This window comes from Methylomonas sp. 2F7, assembly GCF_057126975.1.
In genome coordinates, this window is sequence record NZ_CP195203.1 from 552189 (window position 1) to 574043 (window position 21855).

The window sequence follows — 21855 nt, forward strand, 5'->3', positions numbered from 1 at the left end:
TTGTAATACCTCGGTACTTACTGACCCACTATAAAACACAGAGCTAAGCGTAGACTAGATATAGCTTTTTACCAGCACTTCGGCTATTTGCACACTGTTAAGCGCAGCACCTTTTCTGACGTTATCACTAACTACCCATAGATCTATGCCGGTCGGATGCGAAATATCCTCGCGGATTCTGCCGACAAACACGTCGTCGTTACCAGACGATTCGGTAACTGCGGTTGGATAGCCGCCGTTTTCGCGCTCGTCCAACAAAGTGACGCCTGGGGCTGCGGCCAACAGTTCGCGAACTTGCTCTGCAGAGATTTTCTGTTTAGTTTCGATATGCACGGCTTCCGAGTGCCCGAAAAACACCGGTACTCGAACTGCGGTCGGATTAACTTGGATATCGGCATCACCCAGGATTTTTCGAGTTTCCCAGACCATTTTCATTTCTTCCTTGGTGTAGCCGTTGTCCATAAACACGTCGATTTGCGGCAACACATTGAAAGCAATCTGCTTGGGATACACGCTCGGCGTTACCGGTTTAGCGTTCAGCAGATTGGCGGTTTGCGTCGCCAGTTCCTCGATTGCTTCCTTACCGGTGCCGGAAACGGCTTGATAGGTGGCAACATTAATGCGGCTGATACCGACGGCATCGTAGATTGGTTTCAAGGCCACCAACATTTGGATAGTCGAGCAATTCGGGTTGGCAATAATGCCGCGATTTTTGTAGTCGGCGACTTTTTCCGGATTAACTTCGGGCACTACCAATGGAATGTCGTCGTCGTAGCGAAATTGCGAGGTGTTATCGATGACCACGCAGCCTGCCGCAGCCGCTTTCGGCGCATACTCGGCGGAAACGGAAGCGCCGGGCGAAAACAGGCCAATCTGCACTTTAGAAAAATCGAAGCTTGCCAAATCTTCAACGACCAACGAGCCGCCTTTAAACGGTATACGTTTGCCAGCCGAGCGCTCGCTAGCCAAGGCATAGACTTTGCCGACCGGAAAATTACGTTCTTCCAGGATGGCAATCATGGTTTCGCCGACTGCACCCGTGGCGCCGACGACTGCTACATCATAAGTTTTAGACATATTAATTATCCTTTTAAGGCGTTGAGTACGGCATCGCCCATGCCGGAAGTACTGACCTTGATCATGCCTTCCGAGTAAATGTCCGCGGTTCTGACTTTACTGTCTAATGCGGTATTCACCGCGCGTTCTATACGTTCGGCGGCTTCCGGCTGATTAAATGTATAACGCAGCATCATCGCCACCGACAGAATGGTTGCCAATGGATTGGCGATACCCTGGCCGGCGATGTCCGGTGCCGAACCGTGAATCGGTTCATACATGCCCTTGGCATTAGCATCCAATGAAGCCGAAGGCAACATGCCGATAGAGCCGGTCAGCATCGCCGCAATGTCGGACAAAATATCGCCGAACATATTGCTGGTCACGATCACGTCGAATTGTTTCGGTGCCCGCACCAGTTGCATCGCGGCGTTATCGACATACATATGGCTCAATTGCACGTCTGGGTATTCCTTGCCGACTTCGGTCATCACGCTACGCCACAATTCGGTCACTTCCAGCACATTGGCTTTATCTACCGAGCACAATTTTTTGTGGCGTTTTTGCGCAATCTTGAACGCGGAATGAGCGATGCGGCGGATTTCCGATTCGCTGTAAATCTTGGTATTGATGCCCACTTTCTCGCCGTTTTCCGCAACATGCACGCCGCGCGGCTGGCCGAAATAAATGCCCCCGGTCAGTTCGCGCACGATCATCAGGTCCAGGCCAGAGACTACTTCCGGCTTCAAGGTCGATGCGTCGACCAGTTGCGGATACAAAATCGCCGGGCGCAGGTTGGAGAACAGGTTCAGTTCGGAGCGAATGCCCAATAAGCCGCGTTCCGGACGTACCGCATGTGCCAGCGGTTCCCACTTGGGGCCGCCAACCGCTCCCAGCAACACCGCATCGGCGTTTTTGCAGAGATTCAGCGTGGTTTGCGGTAGCGGCGTACCGAAAGCGTCGTAAGCGGCGCCGCCGATCAAAGCGTTTTCGAATACCAAACCCAAGTTCATGTCGGTATTCAGAAAACTCAAGACTTTGATTGCTTCGGCAACAATTTCCGGTCCGATGCCGTCGCCGGCCAGGACTGCAATTTTTTTGGGCATTTTTTTACCTTTCAATGGAGCTTATGCGTCTTTGAACAACCACGGTGCGCGTTTGGCGCGCTCGGTTTCATAGCTTTTAATTTTGTCGGCGTGTTGTAACGACAGCGCAATATCGTCCAGACCATTCATCAGGCGGAAGCGGCGGTTTTCATCGACGGTGAAGCCAATGTTTTGACCGCTAGGCGTGGTGATGGTTTGGGCTTGTAAATCAATGGTCAATTGATAACCATCGGCAATTTCTTTGAACAGCAGGTCAACCGTTTCTGCTGGCAAGACGATAGGCAAGATGCCGTTCTTGAAGCAGTTGTTAAAGAAAATATCGGCAAAACTCGGCGCGATAATGGCCCGGAAACCGTAATCTTCCAGAGCCCAAGGCGCATGCTCGCGCGAAGAGCCGCAACCGAAGTTTTCCCGGGTCAGTAGGATTTGCGCGCCTTGATATTTTGCCTGGTTCAGCACGAAGTCTTTGTTCAACGGCCGGTTGGTGCAATCCATTTCCGGCTCGCCTCTATCCAGATAACGCCATTCGTCAAACAGATACGGGCCGAAACCGGCGCGACGGATGGACTTTAAAAACTGCTTGGGGATGATCGCATCGGTATCGATATTGGCTCTGTCCAAGGGGGCAACGAGTGCTGTCAAAGTAGTAAAAGCCTTCATTTTTATGCTTCCTCGGCAATGTTGACAAAGTGGCCGGCAATCGCCGCCGCCGCAGCCATGGCTGGGCTGACCAAATGGGTGCGGCCACCGTAGCCTTGCCGACCTTCAAAGTTACGATTCGAGGTCGACGCGCAATGCTCACCGGCTTCCAGACGGTCGGCGTTCATCGCCAGGCACATCGAGCAACCGGGATCGCGCCATTCGAAATCGGCTGCGGTGAAGATTTTGTCCAGTCCTTCAGCTTCGGCTTGTTGCTTGATCAAGCCTGAGCCTGGCACAATTAGTACCTGTTTCACGGAAGCCGCTTTTTTCCGGCCTTTGATGACTGCCGCAGCGGCACGCAAGTCTTCGATGCGCGAATTGGTGCAGGAACCGATAAAAACTTTGTCCAGCTTGATGTCGGTAATTTTCTGACCGGCTTGCAAACCCATGTATTGCAAAGCGCGTTCGATGCTTTGGCGTTTAACCGGATCGGTTTCTTGTGCCGGATCAGGCACATTGGCATCGACGGCTACGACCATTTCCGGCGAAGTACCCCAGCTGACTTGCGGTTTAATCGCTGCGGCATTGATGTCGATGACTTTGTCGAACAAATCGCCGCTATAGCTGTCGGAGCGCAGGTTTTGCCAGTAACGCACAGCCATATTCCAATCATCGCCTTTGGGGGCATAGGGGCGGCCTTGATAGTAATCGATGGTAATGTCATCGACCGCAATCAAACCGGCGCGGGCGCCCGCTTCGATGGCCATATTGCAGACCGTCATCCGGCCTTCCATCGACAAAGACCAAATCGCGTCGCCGCCGAATTCGATGGTGTAGCCATTGCCGCCGGCGGTGCCGATTTGGCCGATGATCGCCAACACGATGTCTTTGGCGGTGACGCCTAGGCCCGTTTTGCCGTTGACCTTGATCAACATGTTTTTAGCTTTTTTCTGTACCAGGCACTGGGTGGCCAACGCATGCTCGACTTCCGAGGTACCGATACCAAACGCCAAAGCCGCCGAAGCGCCGTGGGTGGAAGTATGCGAATCGCCACAGACGATGGTCATGCCAGGCAGAGTGGCACCTTGTTCCGGGCCGATCACATGCACGATACCTTGGCGAATATCGCTCATATCAAATTCGGTAATGCCGTACTCTTTGCAATTGTTTTCCAAAGTCTCGACTTGCAATCTTGAGACTGGATCGGCGATGCCTTTGGCGCGGTCAGTGGTCGGCACATTGTGGTCGGCGACCGCCAGGTTTCTGGCGATGCGCCAGGGTTGGCGGCCGGACAGGCGCAAGCCGTCGAAAGCCTGCGGCGAAGTCACTTCGTGCAGCAATTGTCTGTCGATATAGATCAGGCAGGAGCCGTCGTCTTCAGTATGAACGACGTGGTCGTCCCAGAGTTTGTCGTATAAGGTTTTACCAGCCATCTCAGTTTCCGATAAAGAAGTTAACAATACTGCTCAGCCCAAGATGGCGAGCAATTTGGAGGTGATGTCGCTGACCGAGCCGACGCCGGCAATCGAAGCGAATTTAGCGTTTTGGCCAGGCGCGGAATAAAAGCCGACCAACGGTTTGGTTTGTTCGTGATACACGCTCAAGCGCTTGCGTACGGTTTCTTCCTTGTCATCGTCGCGCTGAATCAACGCTTCGCCGGTAGCATCGTCCAAGCCTTCCTGTTTGGGTGGATTGAAAACCACGTGATAAGTCCGACCGGACGCCATGTGAACGCGCCTGCCGCTCATGCGCTTGATGATTTCCTCGTCGTCCACGGCAATTTCGATCACATGATCCAATTCCACGCCCATTTTTGCCAAGCCTTCAGCCTGAGCGATGGTGCGCGGAAAACCATCCAGCAAAAAGCCGTTGGTGCAATCATCCTGGGCGATACGCTCTTTAATCAGCCCCAGAATAATCTCGTCGGATACCAGTCCGCCGGCATCCATGACTTTTTTGGCTTCGATTCCCAGTGGGGTGCCTGCGCGGACAGCCGCGCGCAGCATGTCGCCGGTGGAAATTTGCGGAATCGCAAATTTTTCCGTGATGAACTGGGCTTGGGTGCCTTTGCCCGAACCGGGGCTGCCTAACAGGATAATGCGCATATCAATCACTCCAGTGTATGAATCAGGCTTGGTGCCTTTTATATATAAAGAGAGCCGGCTCAAGCGCATCAGTTCGTGAGCCTGGCGGAAAAATCCGGCATTTTATCGCACTTGCCCTGTGAATGCCGTCAAATCTTGTCTAGTCGAGGGCGTAGGAAGTTGCGAATCTAGCTGGCGATGTTTGCTTGGCTGTGAGTGCTGAGCAGTGCGAACTCTGCCAGGCTGATTGATTCCGCGCGCAGATTGGCGTCGATTCCAAGCTCGATGATCTGCTGCTCTGAGATGAAGTTTTTCAGTGAATTGCGGATCGTCTTACGGCGCTGCGAAAAAGCGTGAGTCACCAATTGGCTAAAGCTTTTTAGATCAGGAATATCGACCGGTGGCTGCGCATGCGGGGTTAGCCGGACAATGGCCGACATGACTTGCGGAATCGGATCGAAGCTTTCCGGCGGCACGTCGAACAGCAATTCGGTTTCGCAGTAATATTGCATCATCACGCTCAACCGACCGTATTTCTTACTGCCCGGCTCGGCGCAAATCCGCTCCACCACTTCTTTTTGTAGCATGAACAGCATGTCTTCCACGCAATCTGTGGTTTCCAATAGATGAAACATCAGCGGCGTGGAAATGTTGTAAGGTAGATTACCGATAATGCGCAGTTTCTCGCCGGCTTGTGCCAGCGCGGCAAAATCGAACTTCAATGCATCGGCGCTGTGCACGGTTAAGTTGCTGTGGCCGGCAAACTGCTTTTGCAAACGGCTGACCAAATCTCGGTCTAACTCAACGACATCGAGTTTAGCGCCGGATTCAAGCAAAGGCTGGGTCAAGGCGCCAAGACCGGGGCCGATTTCCACCCAATGTTCGCCTGCTACCGGATGGGCGCTGGCTAGAATGTTGTAAATAATGCTGTGATCGTGCAGAAAGTTCTGGCCGAAGCGTTTGCGGGCGGTGTGGGTCATTTTTAGTTTTATAAGTGGGGAATCATATCCAGCGCAGTCTGCAACGCAAACTGCAAACTGCCTAGGTTGGCTTTGCCGGTGCCGGCCAGTTCCAGGGCGGTGCCGTGGTCGACCGAGGTGCGGACGATGGGTAAGCCGAGGGTGATATTCACGGCTTGGCCGAAGCCTTTGTATTTTAGTACCGGCAGGCCTTGATCGTGATACATCGCCAATACGGCGTCGGCGGTTTCCAGGTATTTTGGGGTAAATAATGTGTCGGCGGGTAACGGGCCGTAAAGGTTGATGCCTTCACCGCGCAAGCGTTCCAAAGTCGGCTCGATGGTGTCGATTTCCTCGCGGCCCAGATGGCCGCTCTCGCCGGCGTGCGGATTGAGGCCGCAGACCAGAATTTTGGGTTTGTCTATCGCAAAGCGTTGTCGTAGGTCGCGGTCCAACAGGCGGATTACTGTTGCCAGCGAATCCGAGGTGATTGCCGCGCTAACCGCTGACAATGGTAAATGGGTCGTCGCCAAAGCGACGCGTAGGCCGGGTGTGGCCAGCATCATGACTGGCGTACCGCCAGTCAATTCGGCGATAAATTCGGTGTGGCCGCTAAAGGGAATGCCCGCGTCGTTAATCACGCCTTTGTGAACCGGGCCGGTAACTATCGCCGCGAATGCGCCGCTCATGCAGCCCAAGGTGGCTTGGCGGATGGTTTCCAGAACGTATCGGCTATTGGCGGAATTGAGCCGTCCGCAAACGGCTGGCTCGCTCAAGCTGATGGGCAGCACGGATATGGTGCCGGCTTGCTGTTTGTTGGCAGTTTGATCGATGTCGAAAAGTTGAATTGCCAGCGGCAAGCCAATTTGTTCTGCCCGTTGCTGTAATAATTCCGGATCGGCAATGGCAACGAGTTGGCAAGCTTGTTCCTGCTGCGCCAGCTGTATGCACAAGTCCGGGCCGATGCCGGCAGGCTCGCCGGGCGTCAAAGCGATGCGAGGTATAGACATATTAGCTCCCCAATCGACCCGGTAAATCCCGCAGTATAAGCCCGGCCGGGATTTGTTTAATGCCTATCTGTGCATTGGTCGGATAGTTAGACAGGGTTGTGTTCCTGGCAAATTTGTTCGCTATCGCCTGTGCTGAGCTTCTCCTGGGTAAGCTGGCAGAAAAAACCGCCGTCTTTTTCGCTGAAGTTGCGGCAGGTTTTGCACACGCCAAACGACTGCGAGTGGTTGGCTTTTTGCAGGGCGGTCAAGGCTTGTTGGAAAACATTGGCGTCTGACGGCGGCGAATCGCTGCTTTGCAAGATAGAAGTGGCGCTGTGGAATAAATCCGAAGGCCGGGCTTGCTTAAGTATCGCAGCGCCATCCGGCAGCAATTGCAAATGCACTACGCGCTTGTCGTTGGCATCCGGCGTTTTGCCGATATAACCTTTCTTTTCCAGAATAATTAGCGATTGCGATACCGTGCCGCGCGTCATACCTAAATAATTGGCGACAGCAGCAGGCGTATTGCTGTATTTGTTGCAGCGCGAGAGGTAATTGAGCACTTGAAAGTGTACTGGCTGCAAGCCCAGTTCCGTACATTTTTTCCGTTCCTCGGAACGGATCAAGGTGGTCATGCACTCAATAAGTTCGTAAATATCAGTTTGTTGCATAAATTGCATTCTCATCATGATCCACAAGGTTGACAAGGCGATGGTTCAGGGAGTAAATTGATAGCGAATCGAAACTTTACTTTATAACATCGGCCTGGAGTCAACAAGCTGTTATTTTACCATGCTAAATCGGGCGGCTGTTCGTCCTGGTCTTTTATGGTTTAATGCACCAAGTTGGCTCTTTTTTTTAACTTGCGGGTGGCAGGAATTTTAAATGAAAAATACTATAAAAATGCTGAATAAATCCCTACTGGCGAGTGCTATCGCCATGCTGTTGTCGTCTGGAGTGGCGATGGCAAAATCCGACGATTTCCACAAGCTCTACCAAGACAATTGCGCCAGCTGTCATGGTTCCGATCACGGCGGTTATTTGGCGCCGGCGCTGAACTCGGCTACCTTGAAAGGCCGCAGCCCCACCGCATTACGTACCATCGTAATGGCCGGCAGCTTCGACACTTTGATGCCTCCGTTCTACGGCAGGCTTGATGACGACCAAATTCGCGGCGTGATCAAACATCTCCAAGAAACGCCAAAACAACCCAATCCGGCCTGGACTATCGACGATATGAAAAAGTCGCTGAAAGTCTATGTCAAAGACGAAAGCACGCTGCCGGCCAAGCCGACTTTCCAAATCGACGATAAATTCGAAAACCTGATCGGCGTCGCGGCGCGCGGTAAATACGGCCGTGGCGAAGGCTCCAAAGCGATCTTCATTAACAGTTCCACCCATCAAAAAGTCGGCGAAGTGCCCACCGGCACCGCTGCGCATATTATCGATTTCAACCCTGCCAATCCGCGCTGGGCCTATGTAAAAACCGATACTGCCGAGATTTTTAAAGTCGATTTGTATTCCATGCAAGCGGTGCGCAGTATCAAAACCGGCTGGAACGGCCCAGGTATGGGCGTATCGCGCGATGGTAAATACATCATGGCCGGTTCTTTCGTACCGCATAACGCCGTGATTCTAAATGCCGATACGCTGGAACCTTTAAAAACTTTTGAGTTGGAAGGCATCGACCCGGACGGCAAACACGTGTCATCCGACTCCGGCATGATCATCGGCACCCCGTATGCGGATATTTTCGCGATTGCGCTGGAAAATGCCGGCCAGGTTTGGGTCATAGATTTGAACAAAGAAGGTTTCCCTGTTACCCGGATCGAGAATGTCGGCCGGCATTTACATGATGCTTTCCTAACGCACGGTGGCAAAAAATTGATGATTGCCTCTTACGACGACAGCATCGTGGCGGCCATCGATCTGGAAAAACGCGAGATTATCAAAAAGCTGGAAGCGGGTTGTGTGCCGCATGTGGGCGGCGGTTCGGCAGTTAAAGTCGATGGTCGGACCTTGGGCTTTGGTACCAATTTCGGCGATTGCGACAAAACCGTGGTCAGCGTTTGGGATTTGGACAAAATGGAAGTCGTCAAACAAGTACCGGTTTCCGGCGGCACCGAATCACCGGCTGCACATGCCAACGCGCCTTATGTCGCAGTGGACATCATCAGTAAAGACAGACGCGCCCGCACCGTGCAATTGATCGATAAAAAAACCTTGGAAGTGGTTAAAACCCTGGATGTTGGTGGTCACGCCTACTTCCCGGAATATAGTGCCGACGGCAAATTCTTGTATATCAGCGCCGGCTATAACGGTGACGAAGTGGTGGTTTACGACTCCAACACCTTGCAAAAAGTCGCTACCGTGCCAATGGAAAGCCCGGCGGGCATTTTTTCCCGCGGCCGGGTTAAATACATGACGCGCGGCTTGTCGCCTGACGAAATGGAGCAATCAAAATGAAGATGACTCATTTTATCGTGACGCTGTTGGCGGGATTGTGCGCCGCCGGTAGCGTTCAGGCGACTAGTCTGTATGTCGGTCAAGCCAAGGCAGGCGCGGTGTGTGCGCAATGCCACGGTATCCGGATGCCCAGCGCCGATGCACCGTTCCCCCCCTTGGGCGGCCGCGATCCCGAGTATTTGAAAACCGCGATCAAGCAGTATCGCGACAAGACCCGGAAATCCGACATCATGAACGCCATTGCCGGTTCCTTGACCGATGCGGAAATTAACGACATCGCCGCGTATTACGGCAGTGTTAAACCCTAAGCAATGCGCTATTGCTGGCTGTTGCTCGGCTTGCTGTCATCCTGCGCCTTTGCGGACCAACCTAATCCGCAAAGGCAGCAGGAGTTGTTGAATATGCTTAAGCATGATTGTGGCTCCTGCCATGGCCTGCCGCCGAAAGGCGGCTTGGGGCCATCGTTGATGCCGGAAGCATTGGCCGACAAAAGCGACGTGCTCTTGGCGGATGCGATTCAGAACGGTCGAGCAGGCACGGCTATGCCGCCTTGGAAGAATTTTCTGAACGTTGATGAAACAAACTGGTTGATTCAACGCTTACGGCAACCTTAGATTCGATTAGCGTGCAAAAAGGTATTTTAAAACGTTGGATAGACGATAAAGGGTATGGTTTTATTACCCCCGACGATGGCAGTGAGGATGTATTTTTTCATATATCTTCGTTGAAAGGTGCAATCCGAAGGCCGGTTGAAAGCGACATAGTTTATTTCGATGTAATCACCGACCTGACAGGCCAAAAAAGAGCCGTCGGCGTTACTATCGAAGGGATGAAAAGCGTATTCTCGGAGCGGAAGCTCGTGAAGTCAGCCTCAGTAGCGCCGCGAAAAAATGCAATTAAACCTCAAGCTTATAAGGCTCGTGCGTATAAGTATAAAAACAGCAACTATCGATCAGTATTTAGTTCTGTTGTTATTGCCGTGCTTGTCGTTGGATTTGCGGTGAATAAATTTAAAAGTCGTGAAAGTACTATTTCTTGGTCGCCTCCGGTCGCGGAGGTCAGCTATCAGGCGTTAGAACAGCCTGAAATACAAGTCTCTACGAAATTTACATGTGAAGGCAAAACGCGATGCACGCAAATGACTTCATGTGAAGAAGCAATGTTTTATTTGAATAATTGTCCTGGCAGCGTGACGGATGGTGACAATGACGGGAGGCCCTGCGAAGACCAATGGTGTGGGCACTAAAAATTTTCCTTGGCGTCGATATGAAGCAAATAATTCGTAAAGTTACCATTGCTGTTGCGTTATTTTGGGTTTGCCAAGCCAGTGGCGATCTGCGCGGCACCGGCGATATCGGCGTAGTGATCGAACGCGAAACCGGCAGCATACAGATCGTCAACACCACGAAGCCCGCGTCGATGGGCCGCATCGAAGGCTTGGGTGATTTGTCTCATGCGTCGGTGGTGTTCTCCCGCGATCAGCGCTACGCCTATGTTTTCGGTCGCGATGGCGGTTTGACCAAGATCGATTTACTCCAAGATAAAATCGATAAACGCATCATCCAGGCTGGCAACAGCATCGGCGGGGCGATTTCTCAGGATGGCAAAGTTATTGCTGTTTCCAATTACACGCCCGGCGGGGTGAAGCTGTTCGACGCCGTGACGCTGGAACAACTGGCCGAAATCCCCGCCGTTTACGGCGAAGACAACAAGTTATCCAAAGTAGTCGGTCTTGTTGATGCACCGGGCCAGCGCTTCGTTTGCAGCCTGTTCGAAGGCAATGAAATTTGGTTGATCGATGCCAAGAATCCGCGTCAACCCATTGTGAAAAAATTTAAAGACATCGGCAAACAACCATATGATGCCTTGCTGACACCGGACGGTCATTTCTATGCCGCTGGTTTATTCGGTGAGAAAGGCTTGGCCTTGCTGGATTTGTGGCAGCCGGAAAAGGGTGTCGAACACATATTGGAAGATTACGGCAAGGACGACGAGCAAATGCCGGTCTACAAAATGCCGCATCTGGAAGGCTGGACCGTGGCTGGCGATTGGCTGTTGGTGCCGGCGGTGGGCTTGCATGAAGTCTTGGTGATCGATACCCGAGAGTGGGAGTTGGTGAAACGCATCCCAGTGGCCGGTCAACCGGTGTTCGTTACCTCGCGCCCTGACGGACGGCAGGTCTGGGTAAATTTCGCCTTCCCGGACAATCAGACTGTGCAAGTGGTCGACTTGAAAGACTTTAACATCGTCAAAACCCTGCAACCCGGTAAGGCCGTGCTGCACATGGAATTCAGCCCGCGCGGCGAGTCGGTGTGGCTGGCGGTGCGCGACGAAGACCGAGTAATGGTTTACGACACCGAGACGTTTCAAGAGACGGCCCGTTTGTCGGCGCAAAAGCCTAGCGGGATTTTCTTCACTGATCGAGCGAACCGAATAGGTTGGTAACATGCTGGCGCCCTTGCATAAACGTCTGCTCAACGACTATCAGCAGGATTTTCCGTTGAGCCCCACCCCCTATCGCGACATCGCCGACCAGCTTGGGGTTAGCGAAGACGAGGTGCTGAATGCGTTTCAAACCTTATCGGAGCAGCAGATGATCAGCCGCATCGGCCCGGTGATCGCGCCCAATAGCATTGGCAACAGCGCGCTGGTGGCGATGGCGGTGCCGGAATTTGATTTGGCGAGAGTTGCGGAATTGGTGAGTGCTTATCCGGAAGTCAATCACAACTATGAGCGCGAAAATCGCTTCAATTTGTGGTTTGTGTTGATTGCCGATAGCGAAACCCATCTTAAAGCTGTTATTGCGGACATCGAGACTCAAACCGGCTATCCCGCGATGTTGCTACCGATGTTGGCCGACTATTTCATCAACCTGGGATTTGAGCTTAATCTGCATGATTGACGCCATTGATTATCAACTGATTGCCGCCGTGCAAGCCGGATTGCCGATTGCAGCTAGGCCGTATGCGGCGATAGCGGAGCAATTGGCGATTACCGAACAGGAAGTGATTGAGCGTTTGGCGCGCTTAAAGACTCAAGGTTTGATCAAGCGTTGGGGCGTGGTGGTCAAGCATCGCCAGTTGGGTTACCGGGCCAATGCGATGATCGTGATGGATGTGCCGGACGAGCGGGTAGCTCGGGTCGGCGCGTTGATCAGCCAGCAGGCTTGCGTCAATCTGTGTTACCAACGCCCGCGCCAGGGTGACGTCTGGCCCTATAACTTGTATTGCATGATCCATGGTAAGAGCCGGGAGGTGGTGCTTGAGCAATGGGCAGAACTGCGGCATGACTGCAATTTAAGCGATTATTCTTTTGAAGTGTTGTTTAGCCGGCGTTGCTTTAAACAGCGGGGCGCTTTATATGCTCGCCAGATGACAAAAGGCGATGGGCCAACCCCCGTTTTTGCTGGAGAGGGCAGGGGTGAGGAGATTAAAAACAAACTGTCTTTCGGCGTGCACTTCGCCTAAACATGGACGCCACAGACAAAGCCATCGTCAACCGCTTGCAGCAAGGTTTCCCTATCTGCGTATCGCCCTACCAACGGGTTGCCGCGGAATTGGGCCTGCCGGAAGCCGAATTGCTGTCAAGATTGCAAGCCATGTTGGCCGACGGAATATTGTCGCGTTTTGGGCCTATGTATCATGCCGAACAAATGGGTGGGGCTCTGACTTTGGCGGCGCTGAAAGTACCGGATGAGCGCTTCGACGAAGTCACCGAAATCGTCAACGCCTTCCCCGAAGTGGCGCATAACTATGCCCGCAATCATTTATTGAACATGTGGTTTGTACTGGCCACCGAAAAGCCGGAACAGGTGCAATGTGTGATTGCCGAAATTGAGCGGCGGACCGGATTGGCCGTTTACAACATGCCGAAGATCAGCGAATACTACGTTGGTCTGCAATTGGAAGCCTGATGCCCATCGACGAAATAGACAGAAAAATTATCCAGGCCACCCAGGCCGGTTTGCCCTTAGTCAGTGAGCCGTATCAAGCGGTTGCCGAGCAACTGGGTTTGTCTGCACAAGTGATCATGTTACATCTGGCTGAAATGCAGCAGACCGGGACCATTCGCCGTATTGCTGCGGTGCCCAACCATTACAAATTAGGTTACCGCTACAACGGAATGACGGTGTGGGATGTTGAGGATAGCCATGTCGACGAACTGGGACAAAAGGTAGCCATGCTGTCGTTTGTTAGTCATTGCTATCAGCGTCCCCGTCATTTGCCGGACTGGCCGTACAATTTGTTCGCCATGGTGCATGGTAAGACCGAGCAGGATGCCGAACGGCAAACCGCAATCATCGCCGAATTATTAGGCGAACAGGCGCGTAGTCACGAGGTGCTGTACAGCACCAAAATTCTTAAAAAAACCGGTTTGCGAATCGGGGGATAGGGCATGTTCAGACTTAGCCAATACATGCGCGAATTGCTGCACCCGACGCCGCTGGCCGCACCGCGCAAACCGTCCGGGCCGGTGGTGATCTGGAATTTGATCCGCCGCTGCAATTTAACCTGCAAACATTGCTACACCACCTCTGCCGACATTAATTTTCCCGGCGAACTCAGCACGCCGGAAATCTACACGGTGATGGATGACCTGAAAGCCTTCAAAGTGCCAGTGTTGATTTTGTCCGGCGGCGAGCCGTTGCTGCATCCGGATATTTTTGCCATCTCGCAGCGCGCCCGGGATAAGGGGTTTTATGTGGCTCTGTCTAGCAACGGCACGCTGATTAACGAAAGTAACATTGAGCAAATCGCCGCGATTGACTACCAATACATCGGCGTCAGCCTGGATGGCATTGGTCAGACTCATGACTCATTCCGTCAGAAGCAAGGTTCGTTCGAAGCGTCGCTGGCCGGTATTCGTTTATGCCGCGAACACAACATCAAAGCCGGGGTCAGGTTTACGCTGACCCAAGACAACGCCCACGACTTTGAAGGTCTGTTGCAATTGATGGACGACGAAGACATCGACAAATTCTATCTGTCGCATTTGAACTATGGCGGTCGCGGCAACAAGAACCGTAAGGACGACGCCGAGTTTCAGTTGACCCGCAAGGTAATGGACAGCTTGTTCGAGAAATCTTTGGGCTGGGAGCAGCAAGGCTGGCATCGCGAAGTGGTGACCGGCAACAACGACGCGGATGCGGTGTATTTTCTGCACTGGGTTAAGCGCCGTTTCCCCGAGCAAGCGGAGCATATCCAGGCAAAATTGCAGCAATGGGGCGGCAATGCTTCTGGCGTGAATGTCGCCAATATCGACAATCTCGGTAACGTCCACCCGGACACGTTCTGGTGGCATTACGGTTTGGGCAATGTCCGCAAACGGCCTTTCTCTGAAATCTGGCCGGACATCAGCGATCCGCTCATGGCCGGATTGAAAGCTTCGCCCAGGCCGCTGAAAGGTCGCTGTGGCGATTGTCATTATCAAAATATTTGCAACGGCAATACGCGTGTTCGTGCGCAGCAAATGACCGGCGATTTTTGGGCCGAGGATCCTGGCTGTTATCTGCTGGACGAAGAGATCTTCGCTTAGACAGATTTGCGCCGTCTCAGATGAGTAATGATTGGTCTGGAAAAAGTTGCTATTTACAGAAAATTTGCCGGGGACATTGATGGCTGGGCCAGGATGGCTTCCGCTTCGGAAAAGGCCATATTAACTGGCGACGACTGGCGGCAAATCGATAGCATTGTTCAGGATTTTGGCTTGGTTCAGGCTGGCTTGGCATCAACACGCTATGTGGAGAAACTGCATGCCCGGATTGCGGAGTCGGTTAGCGATGCCTATACCATGGCAGCACTGAAGGAACTGGGCGAACAATTGGCTTGAAATTTGGTTGGACTGGTCCTTAGCGCATCAATGAGCAGGGGATGCTCCACAGCAATTTAGCGGACGCTTGATCCGATAAATCCGCATCTAGGCGGGTTAGGGAGGCTTTTTTGATGACAATGCTGTCGGCGGCGGTGCCTAACAAACCGGAAATGGTAACCGAGAAGTCCGGTTCGTGACCGACCAGCCAAATGTCGTCCAGACCTTGCTCGGCCAGTTTGGCCAGTTCTCTGAGTATGGTTGGTGCAGAAGTATCGATGCCCAGCCACTCAACGGTCTGGGGTGCAGGACTGTCAGGCAGACGTTGGTTGAGTATCCTTGCGGTCTGTTGGGCGCGTAGCAGCGGGCTGCAATAAATCGATCCCGGAATCAAGCCGTTGGCTAAACAAAATGCCGCCAAGCGTTTCACCTGCTTTTCGCCTTTGTCGATTAAGGCTCTATCCGCGTCGGGTATCGATAAGCCGCCATCTTCCGCGGTAGCGTGTCTGAGGAAGGTGATAAGCATGGTATGCCTCCTTGTCGAACGATTTTAAGTCTGTCGACACTTTCTGGTTTTAGGCGAAGCTATGGAGTTTGTTAATAGAGTTCCAGCTAAATTTAGCGTAAATATTAGCGCGGTGGTTGCTTCGCTGGGGCTTTAATCGCAGGTCTGGAAAATATAGTTGATAATTCTTGACTGAATTACTGGGTATAGTCATAATCATTCAATCTTTCAATTGCTTATAGAGTTTTATATGTCCGATCCTATTGTGTTTACCGACAGCGCCGCTCATAAAGTTGCGGGTTTAATTCAGGAAGAGGGTAACGATAATCTTAAGCTCAGAGTCTATATCAGTGGCGGCGGCTGTTCGGGATTTCAGTACGGTTTTACTTTTGACGAAGATGTTAATGAAGACGATACCCAAATTGTCAAAGATGGCGTGACAGTGCTGATTGATTCAATGAGTATTCAGTACCTTAGCGGTGCCGAAATCGATTACAAGGAAGACCTGTCTGGTGCGCAATTCGTGATTCGCAATCCTAACGCCACGACGACCTGTGGTTGCGGCTCGTCTTTCTCAGCGTAAACCGTTTCTACCCGGATAAATCCCACCTAAAATCACGGGCGCGCCTGCGCCCGTGACGCTACATAAGTTTCCCGGCAAATTGTTAAGGGTTTGGCGTGCCAGCCAGGCAAACGCAATTGCTTCGACATGATCGGGATCGATTCCCCTTTCAGCTGTTGAAATCACCGGCATATCGAGGAGTTTTCGTAACAGGGTCATCAATTGGCTGTTATGCGTGCCGCCACCACAAACCAAAGTTTGCAAGGTATTTGGCGCATATTGGCGAATGGCGTCGGCGATAGTATCGGCGCTGAATTGACAGAGTGTGGCTTGAATATCTTCAGGCTCATGGTCTGGAAATAAGCTGAGCTTTTGTTGCAACCAGGCAGGCGAAAAATATTCCTTGCCAGTACTTTTCGGCGGCGCTAGCCGAAAATAGTCGTCGTCTTTTAAAGCAGCGAGCAGGGCGGGATAGGGTTTGCCCTTGGCTGCCCAATCGCCATTGCGGTCATAAGGCTGGTTGCAATGTTTCTGACACCACCAGTCCATTAAGCCATTGCCGGGGCCGGTATCAAAGCCGATGACCGGATTATCGTTTAACACTGTTATGTTGGCGATGCCGCCAATATTGATGACTACCCTGGCTTGCTTTACATCGCTAAAAACTGCTTGATGAAACGCTGGAACCAACGGGGCACCTTGGCCGCCAACGGCAATGTCGCGGCGGCGAAAATCGGCGACGGTGGTGATGCCGGTGATTTCGGCAATGCGATTCGGATCGCCGATTTGCAGAGAAAAGCCATAGGCAGTCTCGGGTGCGTGATAAACGGTTTGCCCGTGACTGCCGATACCCTTGATCGAACTTGCCGGAATGTTGGCATTATCAAGTAACTTCTGTGCTGCTTCGCCGAATAATCGACCGATCTGGCTATCGAGAGAGCCGTAATCTGTTAGCAGAATAGGCTGGCCCGCTTGGCTTAGATTTTGAACTTTTTGTCGGAGTTCGACGGAGAATGGTTGGTAATGGAATGCGACAAGTTGTGTTTTGCCGTCGCTAAAATCGACAAGACCAGCATCGATACCATCAACGCTGGTCCCTGACATTAAGCCTATATAAAGCTCGGACACTGTATTAGTTTTGAGCAACCAACGCGTCGCCTTTGGCTTGTTTCAATTGCGCTAAAAATGGCTGGGTTTGTGCTTTGAATTTTGCCAGTAAAGCGTTATCCATAGGCATGGAGCGCGGTATTTTCGCGGTAACCGGATTGACGTGCTCGCCGCCAATGCGGAATTCATAATGTAGATGCGGGCCGGTGGCCAAGCCGGTTTTGCCGACGTAACCAATTACATCGCCTTGTTTAATGGTGTTGCCGAGTTTCTGACCGGATTTGAAGCCGGACAAGTGGGCGTACAAGGTTGAATATTTTTGGCCATGCTCGATCTCCACTACATTGCCATAGCCGTTTTTCACACCGCGGAAGACGATTTTACCGTCGCCGGTGGTTTTAACCGGAGTGCCGATGGCTGCGGAATAATCGACGCCTTTATGCGCGCGGATGGTGTTCAGGATCGGATGCTTGCGGTGCAAATCGAAATGCGAGCTGATTTTGGCGAAGTCCATCGGGGTTTGCAGGAAGGCTTTGCGTAAGCCGTTGCCTTCCGGCGTGTAGTAGCCTGTATTGCCTTGATTATCTTCAAAGCGCACGGCGGTATAAGTTTTGCCCTGGTTGACGAATTCAACCGACAGGATTTCGCCAGTATCGAACTCTTTGCCATCCACAAAGAGCTTTTCATAGACAACGGTAAATTGGTCGCCGTCTCTTAAATTCAGCGCAAAATCGATGTCCCAGGCAAAAATGTCGGCTAGTTTCAGGATTAGTTTTTCCGGTAGGCCTGCTTCCTTGCCGTCTTCGAATAGCGAAGAGTCAATCGTGCCTTTACTATTGGCTATTTGATAATCGACTTTTTTGCTTAACAACGCCACATCGAATTCGTCGTCATGCCGGGTGGCAATCAATGTTTCGAAAGGGTTTTTACTGTAAGTTAGCTGTTCCAATTCGCCCGACGCATTCAGGGTGGCAACAACGTCCTGGCCGGGTTCGACGTCGGCAAACTGCTTGCCGGTGGCGTTGGCGTGGATAATTTTGTGCAAATCTTCTCGGCTAAGATTTAAGGCTGAGAAAATGCTGGAAAGGTTTTCACCTGATTTAACGGTATGTTCCAGTTCTTCAGTGATGTCCAGATGTTGTACTTCGGTTGGTGCAACGTATTTGGTGTACTGGTTGATCTTGGATGAGATCAGTCTGTCTTGCTCCAAGGTCTTTGCGTCTTCAAAACCTTTATGCGGTATCAATCCGTAACTTGCGCTTGCGGCAACAACGGTGCAGGTGCCTAAAAGCACCGACTTGAGTATTCTGTTCTTCACAGTAATCACACTTCATTGTTTGTCGAGCGTTTCATTGTAGGCAATTTTGGTGCATAAGGCCAACAAAAGGCCATTTTTTATCCTACCGTACAATTGCATCACTTATAATGCGCGCCCAGAACTAAAGGCTATCGGGAGAATAAATTGTTGCAAGAAACCTTGGCTCAGTTGCGTTATGGCGCTGAAGAAATTTTGCTGGAATCTGATTTGATCAAAAAGCTGGAGGAAAATCGGCCGTTAACGATTAAGGCTGGATTTGACCCGACTGCGCCCGATTTGCATCTGGGACACACGGTGCTCATTAATAAGCTGAAGCAATTTCAGGATGCCGGGCATAACGTGCAATTTTTGATCGGCGATTTTACTGCAATGATAGGCGATCCGACCGGCAAAAACGTCACGCGTAAGCCGTTGAGTCGTGAGGAAGTGGCGGAAAACGCGAAAACCTATCAGGCGCAGGTGTTTAAGATCCTTGATCCTGATAAAACCGAGGTGAAATTTAATTCGGCGTGGATGGGCTCTATGACGAGTGCCGAATTAATCCAGTTAGCAGCGAGAAATACCGTGGCGAGAATGCTGGAGCGTGATGATTTCAGTAAGCGTTACAAGGGGGGGCAGCCCATTGCGATTCACGAATTCTTATACCCATTAATACAGGGCTATGACTCGGTGGTCATGAAAGCGGATGTCGAGCTGGGTGGCACGGATCAGAAGTTTAACCTGTTGATGGGTAGGCAATTGCAGGAAGGTTATGGGCAAAAACCTCAGGTCGTGTTGACTATGCCGATTTTGGAAGGGCTTGATGGTGTCCAGAAAATGTCCAAATCGCTTAACAACTACATAGGTATAGCCGACGTTCCTGATGACATGTTTGGCAAGATCATGTCGATCTCAGATGAGCTGATGTGGCGTTACTTTAAGTTATTGAGCTTTAAGCCAATGACTGAAATAGAGAATTGGCGAACTGCGTGCGAGGATGGCGAAAACCCAAGAAATTACAAAGTTTCGCTCGCTCAGGAGATTGTTGCCAGGTTTCATGGGTTTCAGGCTGCAAAAACGGCGCTTGAGAATTTTGAGGCTCGGTTTCAGCGCGGGGCTTTGCCGGATGATATCGAGGAAGTTCGAATTAAAGTCGATGAGCAGGGCATGCCGATTGCTAATGTGTTGAAAAATGCTGGGTTAGTGGAAAGCACGTCTGAAGCATTACGTTTGATCAAACAAGGTGCGGTAAAGATTGATGGTGAAAAACTGGAAGACCCGAAAACCTTAATTTCGGCGCCGGCCAAGCATGTTTATCAGGTAGGCAAAAGAAAGTTTGCGCGGATAGAAATAATCACTTGACGCGGGGTGGCTGGGTGATTAAAATGCGCGGCTCTTCACTGCTTTAGCTTTTTGGGTTTGGCGGTGAAGGAGTCGGCTGGGTTCGGCGGGTTTAAGGTTGTGAGTGGCGGGTTTGTTTTGAGTGTTTCGGTTTTTTGAAATGATCTAAAAATAAATTTGACAGGAACTGAAAACGCTGTAGAATATGTCGGCTCAACAGGGCGAAATGCTCTGGCTCTTTAACAAACGAAATCGAAATAATTTGTGTGGGTATGTGTAGCGACTATGTGCTGTTTAAAAATAGTCGACACAGAAACCACGTCAATTCGCAAGAAAAGATGTTCTGTAGTCGAGCCAAGATTGGTCACTAATCTTATTTAGAGACAAGTTAAAATTAAACTGAAGAGTTTGATCATGGCTCAGATTGAACGCTGGCGGTATGCTTAACACATGCAAGTCGAACGGTAGCAGGCCTTCGGGCGCTGACGAGTGGCGGACGGGTGAGTAATGCATAGGAATCTGCCTATTAGTGGGGGACAACGTGGGGAAACTCACGCTAATACCGCATACGCCCTACGGGGGAAAGCTGGGGATCTTCGGACCTGGCGCTAATAGATGAGCCTATGTTGGATTAGCTAGTTGGTAGGGTAAAGGCCTACCAAGGCGACGATCCATAGCTGGTCTGAGAGGATGATCAGCCACACTGGGACTGAGACACGGCCCAGACTCCTACGGGAGGCAGCAGTGGGGAATATTGGACAATGGGCGAAAGCCTGATCCAGCAATACCGCGTGTGTGAAGAAGGCCTGAGGGTTGTAAAGCACTTTCAATAGGAAGGAATACCTGCCGGTTAATACCCGGTAGACTGACATTACCTATACAAGAAGCACCGGCTAACTCCGTGCCAGCAGCCGCGGTAATACGGAGGGTGCAAGCGTTAATCGGAATTACTGGGCGTAAAGCGTGCGTAGGCGGTTGTTTAAGTCAGATGTGAAAGCCCTGGGCTTAACCTGGGAACTGCATTTGATACTGGGCAACTAGAGTTTAGTAGAGGGGAGTGGAATTTCAGGTGTAGCGGTGAAATGCGTAGAGATCTGAAGGAACACCAGTGGCGAAGGCGGCTCCCTGGACTAAAACTGACGCTGAGGTACGAAAGCGTGGGTAGCAAACAGGATTAGATACCCTGGTAGTCCACGCCGTAAACGATGTCAACTAACTGTTGGGTTCTTAAAGAACTTAGTAGTGGAGCTAACGTATTAAGTTGACCGCCTGGGGAGTACGGCCGCAAGGCTAAAACTCAAATGAATTGACGGGGGCCCGCACAAGCGGTGGAGCATGTGGTTTAATTCGATGCAACGCGAAGAACCTTACCTACCCTTGACATCCAGAGAATCTGTTAGAGATAGCGGAGTGCCTTCGGGAACTCTGAGACAGGTGCTGCATGGCTGTCGTCAGCTCGTGTTGTGAAATGTTGGGTTAAGTCCCGTAACGAGCGCAACCCTTATCCTTAGTTGCCAGCGGGTCATGCCGGGAACTCTAGGGAGACTGCCGGTGATAAACCGGAGGAAGGTGGGGACGACGTCAAGTCATCATGGCCCTTATGGGTAGGGCTACACACGTGCTACAATGGCCGGTACAGAGGGCTGCGAACTCGCGAGAGTAAGCGAATCCCAAAAAGCCGGTCCCAGTCCGGATCGCAGTCTGCAACTCGACTGCGTGAAGTCGGAATCGCTAGTAATCGCGGATCAGAATGCCGCGGTGAATACGTTCCCGGGCCTTGTACACACCGCCCGTCACACCATGGGAGTGGGTTGCAAAAGAAGTAGGTAGTTTAACCTTCGGGAGGGCGCTTACCACTTTGTGATTCATGACTGGGGTGAAGTCGTAACAAGGTAGCCCTAGGGGAACCTGGGGCTGGATCACCTCCTTACAA

At 51.6% G+C, this 21855-nt stretch carries 24 protein-coding genes and 1 rRNA gene; 14 read left to right on the forward strand and 11 right to left on the reverse strand.

Annotated features, from left to right (window positions below; all coding sequences use genetic code 11):
- Window positions 1–54 precede the first annotated feature (54 nt).
- The 8 genes from ACR64Q_RS02630 to ACR64Q_RS02665 all read right to left on the reverse strand — a co-directional run bounded on the left by ACR64Q_RS02630 (window position 55) and on the right by ACR64Q_RS02665 (window position 7507).
- A complete protein-coding gene (locus ACR64Q_RS02630; protein ID WP_313733506.1) occupies window positions 55–1077 on the reverse strand; it encodes an aspartate-semialdehyde dehydrogenase in 1023 nt (340 codons plus the stop codon).
- 5 nt (window positions 1078–1082) lie between these two features.
- Complete coding sequence (gene leuB / locus ACR64Q_RS02635; RefSeq protein ID WP_313733507.1) at window positions 1083–2162, reverse strand: 3-isopropylmalate dehydrogenase; 1080 nt, start codon at window positions 2160–2162, stop codon at window positions 1083–1085.
- A 21-nt stretch (window positions 2163–2183) separates the two neighbouring features.
- Window positions 2184–2822 (reverse strand): 3-isopropylmalate dehydratase small subunit, encoded by a 639-nt coding sequence (leuD, locus tag ACR64Q_RS02640; RefSeq protein WP_313733508.1) that lies wholly within the window; start codon window positions 2820–2822, stop codon window positions 2184–2186.
- A 2-nt stretch (window positions 2823–2824) separates the two neighbouring features.
- Entirely contained in the window at window positions 2825–4237 is a 1413-nt protein-coding gene (leuC, locus tag ACR64Q_RS02645) for a 3-isopropylmalate dehydratase large subunit (protein WP_313733509.1), read from the reverse strand.
- Window positions 4238–4270: 33 nt separating this feature from the next.
- Window positions 4271–4909 carry an adenylate kinase gene (gene adk, locus ACR64Q_RS02650; protein ID WP_313733510.1) on the reverse strand — a complete coding sequence of 213 codons (639 nt, stop codon included), beginning with the start codon at window positions 4907–4909 and terminating at the stop codon, window positions 4271–4273.
- Window positions 4910–5076: 167 nt separating this feature from the next.
- Window positions 5077–5868, reverse strand: a complete 792-nt coding sequence (gene rsmA, locus ACR64Q_RS02655) for a 16S rRNA (adenine(1518)-N(6)/adenine(1519)-N(6))-dimethyltransferase RsmA (protein ID WP_313733511.1) — start codon at window positions 5866–5868, stop codon at window positions 5077–5079.
- 8 nt (window positions 5869–5876) lie between these two features.
- Window positions 5877–6857: a 4-hydroxythreonine-4-phosphate dehydrogenase PdxA gene (pdxA, locus tag ACR64Q_RS02660; RefSeq protein ID WP_313733512.1), complete on the reverse strand. Its 981-nt coding sequence runs from the start codon at window positions 6855–6857 to the stop codon at window positions 5877–5879.
- A gap of 86 nt (window positions 6858–6943) precedes the next feature.
- On the reverse strand, window positions 6944–7507 hold the full coding sequence (locus ACR64Q_RS02665; protein ID WP_483823266.1) for a MarR family winged helix-turn-helix transcriptional regulator: 564 nt from the start codon (window positions 7505–7507) through the stop codon (window positions 6944–6946).
- A gap of 214 nt (window positions 7508–7721) precedes the next feature.
- On the opposite strand from ACR64Q_RS02665, the gene ACR64Q_RS02670 reads away from it, so the two are divergent.
- The 11 genes from ACR64Q_RS02670 to ACR64Q_RS02720 all read left to right on the forward strand — a co-directional run bounded on the left by ACR64Q_RS02670 (window position 7722) and on the right by ACR64Q_RS02720 (window position 15131).
- The gene (locus ACR64Q_RS02670) at window positions 7722–9302 is read left to right on the forward strand and encodes a cytochrome D1 domain-containing protein (RefSeq protein WP_313733513.1); all 1581 of its coding nucleotides are present in this window, start codon (window positions 7722–7724) and stop codon (window positions 9300–9302) included.
- A complete protein-coding gene (locus tag ACR64Q_RS02675) occupies window positions 9299–9610 on the forward strand; it encodes a c-type cytochrome (RefSeq protein ID WP_313733514.1) in 312 nt (103 codons plus the stop codon). The genes ACR64Q_RS02670 and ACR64Q_RS02675 overlap by 4 nt, the downstream gene beginning before the upstream one ends.
- Window positions 9611–9703: 93 nt before the next feature.
- A complete protein-coding gene (locus ACR64Q_RS02680) occupies window positions 9704–9916 on the forward strand; it encodes a c-type cytochrome (protein ID WP_313733515.1) in 213 nt (70 codons plus the stop codon).
- Between the two features lie 11 nt (window positions 9917–9927).
- Window positions 9928–10548 carry a cold shock domain-containing protein gene (locus ACR64Q_RS02685; protein WP_313733516.1) on the forward strand — a complete coding sequence of 207 codons (621 nt, stop codon included), beginning with the start codon at window positions 9928–9930 and terminating at the stop codon, window positions 10546–10548.
- Between the two features lie 20 nt (window positions 10549–10568).
- Window positions 10569–11747 carry a cytochrome D1 domain-containing protein gene (locus tag ACR64Q_RS02690; RefSeq protein ID WP_313733517.1) on the forward strand — a complete coding sequence of 393 codons (1179 nt, stop codon included), beginning with the start codon at window positions 10569–10571 and terminating at the stop codon, window positions 11745–11747.
- A gap of 1 nt (window position 11748) precedes the next feature.
- Window positions 11749–12204 carry an Lrp/AsnC family transcriptional regulator gene (locus ACR64Q_RS02695; RefSeq protein ID WP_313733518.1) on the forward strand — a complete coding sequence of 152 codons (456 nt, stop codon included), beginning with the start codon at window positions 11749–11751 and terminating at the stop codon, window positions 12202–12204.
- A complete protein-coding gene (gene ahbB / locus ACR64Q_RS02700) occupies window positions 12197–12769 on the forward strand; it encodes a siroheme decarboxylase subunit beta (protein ID WP_313733519.1) in 573 nt (190 codons plus the stop codon). Before ACR64Q_RS02695 ends, ahbB (ACR64Q_RS02700) begins: the two co-directional genes overlap by 8 nt.
- Before the next feature lie 2 nt (window positions 12770–12771).
- Window positions 12772–13215: an Lrp/AsnC family transcriptional regulator gene (locus tag ACR64Q_RS02705; protein WP_313733520.1), complete on the forward strand. Its 444-nt coding sequence runs from the start codon at window positions 12772–12774 to the stop codon at window positions 13213–13215.
- Entirely contained in the window at window positions 13215–13694 is a 480-nt protein-coding gene (gene ahbB, locus ACR64Q_RS02710) for a siroheme decarboxylase subunit beta (RefSeq protein ID WP_313733521.1), read from the forward strand. Before ACR64Q_RS02705 ends, ahbB (ACR64Q_RS02710) begins: the two co-directional genes overlap by 1 nt.
- 3 nt (window positions 13695–13697) lie before the next feature.
- On the forward strand, window positions 13698–14837 hold the full coding sequence (gene nirJ / locus ACR64Q_RS02715) for a heme d1 biosynthesis radical SAM protein NirJ (RefSeq protein ID WP_313733522.1): 1140 nt from the start codon (window positions 13698–13700) through the stop codon (window positions 14835–14837).
- Between the two features lie 27 nt (window positions 14838–14864).
- Window positions 14865–15131, forward strand: a complete 267-nt coding sequence (locus tag ACR64Q_RS02720; protein ID WP_313733523.1) for a hypothetical protein — start codon at window positions 14865–14867, stop codon at window positions 15129–15131.
- A gap of 19 nt (window positions 15132–15150) precedes the next feature.
- Here the strand turns inward: ACR64Q_RS02720 and ACR64Q_RS02725 are convergent, their stop codons facing one another.
- Window positions 15151–15636 carry a SixA phosphatase family protein gene (locus ACR64Q_RS02725; RefSeq protein ID WP_313733524.1) on the reverse strand — a complete coding sequence of 162 codons (486 nt, stop codon included), beginning with the start codon at window positions 15634–15636 and terminating at the stop codon, window positions 15151–15153.
- Between the two features lie 229 nt (window positions 15637–15865).
- Here ACR64Q_RS02725 and erpA point away from each other — a divergent pair, with 229 nt between their 5' ends.
- Window positions 15866–16198 carry an iron-sulfur cluster insertion protein ErpA gene (erpA, locus tag ACR64Q_RS02730; RefSeq protein WP_020483200.1) on the forward strand — a complete coding sequence of 111 codons (333 nt, stop codon included), beginning with the start codon at window positions 15866–15868 and terminating at the stop codon, window positions 16196–16198.
- Here the strand turns inward: erpA and ACR64Q_RS02735 are convergent.
- Both ACR64Q_RS02735 and ACR64Q_RS02740 read right to left on the reverse strand, forming a co-directional pair.
- Window positions 16190–17305 carry an anhydro-N-acetylmuramic acid kinase gene (locus ACR64Q_RS02735; protein WP_313735063.1) on the reverse strand — a complete coding sequence of 372 codons (1116 nt, stop codon included), beginning with the start codon at window positions 17303–17305 and terminating at the stop codon, window positions 16190–16192. The genes erpA and ACR64Q_RS02735 overlap by 9 nt on opposite strands.
- A 4-nt stretch (window positions 17306–17309) precedes the next feature.
- On the reverse strand, window positions 17310–18602 hold the full coding sequence (locus ACR64Q_RS02740) for a peptidoglycan DD-metalloendopeptidase family protein (protein WP_313733525.1): 1293 nt from the start codon (window positions 18600–18602) through the stop codon (window positions 17310–17312).
- A gap of 147 nt (window positions 18603–18749) precedes the next feature.
- Here ACR64Q_RS02740 and tyrS point away from each other — a divergent pair, with 147 nt between their 5' ends.
- Window positions 18750–19943, forward strand: coding sequence for a tyrosine--tRNA ligase (gene tyrS, locus ACR64Q_RS02745; protein WP_409521207.1), 1194 nt, complete (start codon window positions 18750–18752; stop codon window positions 19941–19943).
- Between the two features lie 375 nt (window positions 19944–20318).
- A 16S ribosomal RNA gene (locus tag ACR64Q_RS02750) occupies window positions 20319–21852 on the forward strand.
- The last annotated feature ends 3 nt before the right edge of the window (window positions 21853–21855 follow it).

Excerpts from the sequence above, each read along its gene's own strand:
- ACR64Q_RS02630 (WP_313733506.1), bottom strand. The coding sequence starts at position 1,077 with ATGTCTAAAACTTATGATGTAGCAGTCGTCGGCGCCACGGGTGCAGTC.
- leuB (WP_313733507.1), bottom strand. The coding sequence starts at position 2,162 with ATGCCCAAAAAAATTGCAGTCCTGGCCGGCGACGGCATCGGACCGGAA.
- leuD (WP_313733508.1), bottom strand. The coding sequence starts at position 2,822 with ATGAAGGCTTTTACTACTTTGACAGCACTCGTTGCCCCCTTGGACAGA.
- leuC (WP_313733509.1), bottom strand. The coding sequence starts at position 4,237 with ATGGCTGGTAAAACCTTATACGACAAACTCTGGGACGACCACGTCGTT.
- adk (WP_313733510.1), bottom strand. The coding sequence starts at position 4,909 with ATGCGCATTATCCTGTTAGGCAGCCCCGGTTCGGGCAAAGGCACCCAA.
- rsmA (WP_313733511.1), bottom strand. The coding sequence starts at position 5,868 with ATGACCCACACCGCCCGCAAACGCTTCGGCCAGAACTTTCTGCACGAT.
- pdxA (WP_313733512.1), bottom strand. The coding sequence starts at position 6,857 with ATGTCTATACCTCGCATCGCTTTGACGCCCGGCGAGCCTGCCGGCATC.
- ACR64Q_RS02665 (WP_483823266.1), bottom strand. The coding sequence starts at position 7,507 with ATGCAACAAACTGATATTTACGAACTTATTGAGTGCATGACCACCTTG.
- ACR64Q_RS02670 (WP_313733513.1), top strand. The coding sequence starts at position 7,722 with ATGAAAAATACTATAAAAATGCTGAATAAATCCCTACTGGCGAGTGCT.
- ACR64Q_RS02675 (WP_313733514.1), top strand. The coding sequence starts at position 9,299 with ATGAAGATGACTCATTTTATCGTGACGCTGTTGGCGGGATTGTGCGCC.
- ACR64Q_RS02680 (WP_313733515.1), top strand. The coding sequence starts at position 9,704 with ATGCTTAAGCATGATTGTGGCTCCTGCCATGGCCTGCCGCCGAAAGGC.
- ACR64Q_RS02690 (WP_313733517.1), top strand. The coding sequence starts at position 10,569 with ATGAAGCAAATAATTCGTAAAGTTACCATTGCTGTTGCGTTATTTTGG.
- ACR64Q_RS02695 (WP_313733518.1), top strand. The coding sequence starts at position 11,749 with ATGCTGGCGCCCTTGCATAAACGTCTGCTCAACGACTATCAGCAGGAT.
- ahbB (WP_313733519.1), top strand. The coding sequence starts at position 12,197 with ATGATTGACGCCATTGATTATCAACTGATTGCCGCCGTGCAAGCCGGA.
- ACR64Q_RS02705 (WP_313733520.1), top strand. The coding sequence starts at position 12,772 with ATGGACGCCACAGACAAAGCCATCGTCAACCGCTTGCAGCAAGGTTTC.
- ahbB (WP_313733521.1), top strand. The coding sequence starts at position 13,215 with ATGCCCATCGACGAAATAGACAGAAAAATTATCCAGGCCACCCAGGCC.
- nirJ (WP_313733522.1), top strand. The coding sequence starts at position 13,698 with ATGTTCAGACTTAGCCAATACATGCGCGAATTGCTGCACCCGACGCCG.
- ACR64Q_RS02720 (WP_313733523.1), top strand. The coding sequence starts at position 14,865 with ATGATTGGTCTGGAAAAAGTTGCTATTTACAGAAAATTTGCCGGGGAC.
- ACR64Q_RS02725 (WP_313733524.1), bottom strand. The coding sequence starts at position 15,636 with ATGCTTATCACCTTCCTCAGACACGCTACCGCGGAAGATGGCGGCTTA.
- erpA (WP_020483200.1), top strand. The coding sequence starts at position 15,866 with ATGTCCGATCCTATTGTGTTTACCGACAGCGCCGCTCATAAAGTTGCG.